This is a genomic window from Marinobacter salexigens (genome assembly GCF_018860765.1).
In the GTDB taxonomy this organism is placed as follows: domain Bacteria; phylum Pseudomonadota; class Gammaproteobacteria; order Pseudomonadales; family Oleiphilaceae; genus Marinobacter; species Marinobacter salexigens_A.
In genome coordinates, this window is record NZ_JAHKPV010000013.1 from 1 (window position 1) to 2,334 (window position 2,334).

3 protein-coding genes are annotated in these 2,334 nt (G+C 54.8%); all 3 read left to right on the top strand.

The window, feature by feature from the left end:
- The first annotated feature begins 77 nt into the window (after nucleotides 1-77).
- From KO508_RS08300 to tnpC, 3 genes are read left to right on the top strand one after another with little or no spacing between them, the layout of a single operon-like run.
- Nucleotides 78-293 carry a hypothetical protein gene (locus tag KO508_RS08300; RefSeq protein WP_216007876.1) on the top strand — a complete coding sequence of 72 codons (216 nt, stop codon included), beginning with the start codon at nucleotides 78-80 and terminating at the stop codon, nucleotides 291-293.
- Entirely contained in the window at nucleotides 290-646 is a 357-nt protein-coding gene (gene tnpB / locus KO508_RS08305) for an IS66 family insertion sequence element accessory protein TnpB (protein ID WP_216007877.1), read from the top strand. Before KO508_RS08300 ends, tnpB begins: the two co-directional genes overlap by 4 nt.
- 42 nt (nucleotides 647-688) lie before the next feature.
- Complete coding sequence (tnpC, locus tag KO508_RS08310) at nucleotides 689-2,317, top strand: IS66 family transposase (protein ID WP_252738010.1); 1,629 nt, start codon at nucleotides 689-691, stop codon at nucleotides 2,315-2,317.
- Nucleotides 2,318-2,334: the final 17 nt, after the last annotated feature.

Here is a 2,334-nt window from a genome sequence, read left to right on the forward strand (position 1 = left end):
CGTAAGCGCTCCACGAACCCCATCTTAACCGCCTGACCGGAATTCGCCAGAATCAAAGCCTCTCAATAAGGAGGCTGATGATGAATCACCAACTCACATCCACTCAGGCATTTTGGCTGGGGCACCTGCACCACGCGTTTTCATTGGGCCAGTCACTGAGTCGTTATGCTCATGAACAAGGATTGAGCTTCGCTGATCTGATGGTCTGGCGGCAGCGACTGATGATCCAGAAGATTGTTGTTCCCGACATGCACCGCCCCAATCGCTTTGTCAGTGTGGCGGTGGTCCCATGATGCGTCCAGAACTGACGATGTCGGTGTACCTATGCCGGGAGCCGGTCGACATGCGTAAATCCATCGACGGGCTATCGCTGCTGGTTCAGGAAGCGATGGAACTGAATCCCTTCGATGAAGCGGTCTTCGTATTCTGTAATCGCCAACGCGACAAGGTCAAGATTCTGGCTTGGGAGCGGAATGGCTTTGTACTCTGGTATAAGCGTCTGGAACGGGAACGATTCAAGTGGCCCGACACAGTGGGTGACGACGTTATGACCCTGTCAGGCCAACAACTGAACTGGCTTCTGGACGGTTACGACATTGCTCGAATGCAGCCTCATAAATCCTTATTTTTTGACGCCGCTGGGTGATTTCAAGGTGCTGATTTGTAGGCGTTTTGATACAATAGCCTCATGCCAAGCGCCGCTTCCGACTCACAGAAAATCATTGCTGAACTGGAGCAAAAGCTCCGTGTTCAAGCGGCGGATATTACTCGCCTAAAAAAACAAAGCCGGTCACTGGAACGCGAGAATGAGTCTCTGGAACGCAAGGCTCAATCTCTGGAAGCCGCCAAGCGGGAACTGTTCGAACAACTGCGCCTACTGATTGAAAACCGCTTTGGGCCTTCCACCGAGAAGTACAACATCCCTCAAGAAGACTTGTTCTTCAACGAAGCCGAAGCACTGGTAGAGAGCGAACCGGCGTCAGACAGTGACGACGTTCCAGAAGACGTCGCGGACACACCGACCAAGCCAGACTCTGCCAAGTCCCGCACTCGCGGTGGCCGTCTGGCGCTGCCAGTGGAGCTGCCGCGGGTGGAGATCGTCCACGACGTGACGGACGGTCAGAAGCATTGCCATAACGACGGAACCGAATTGGTCTGCATCGGTGAAGAGATCAGCGAGCAGCTCGACATCATTCCCGCCAAGATCCAAGTGATCCGGCATATCCGACGCAAGTATGCCTGCAAGACCTGCGAAGACGGTGTCGTCACCGCACCCATGCCGCCGCAACCCTTACCCAAGAGCAATGCCAGCCCCAACCTCTTGGCTTATTCTGTCATCGCCAAATACGTGGACGCCTTGCCGCTTTACCGGCAGGAACGGGCGTTCAAGCGGTTGGGCATTGATCTGCCCAGAAATACCTTGGCTCGCTGGATGATCCAGACCAGTGAATTGATCGAGCCCCTCATTGAACGAAGCCGACAGCATCTGCACGCCAGTGCTGTTATCCACATGGATGAAACTACGCTGCAAGTGAATACCGAACCGGATCGCAAGGCCAGCAGTCCTTCGTACATGTGGGTACAACGAGGTGGGCCGCCCGGGCAGCAAGTAGTGCTCTATGATTACGACGCCAGCCGTTCCGGTCAGGTGCCAACGCGACTGTTGGAAAACTATCAGGGCATTCTGGTGACCGATGGTTATGAAGGGTACGCCCAAGTGGTTCGGATCAATCAGCTTACCCATGTGGGTTGCTGGGCGCATGCCCGCCGCAAGTTCGTGGAGGCCCAGAAGGTACAACCTAAAGGCAAGGTCGGCCGTGCCGATCAGGCCTTGAGTCTGATCCGCAGCCTGTATGCCGTAGAGCAAAGGGCCAAAACGATGAGCGCGGAGGAAAGGCTGTCCTTGCGAGACACTCAAAGTCGTGCACTCATCGAAAAACTGGAAGCCTGGCTAACGAAATCCTTGAATCAAGTGCCGCCGAAAACGGCCATTGGCAAAGCGCTGATCTACCTGAACCGACAGTGGCCCAAGCTAACCGTCTTCCTGACGGATGGTCGGATCCCGCTGGATAACAACCCGGCGGAAAATGCCATACGCCCGTTCGTCATTGGTCGAAAAAACTGGCTCTTCAGCCAGACACCAAAAGGTGCGCATGCCAGCGCCAGACTCTACAGCCTGATCGAAACGGCCCGAGTCAATGGCATTGAGCCCTATCCTTATATAGTAGAAGTGCTCACCAAACTGCCATCATTGACGACCGACGATGAACTCGACCGATTGTTGCCTTGGAATCAGGGCGAAACCATCCCGGTGTAGTTCGTGGAGCGCTTACG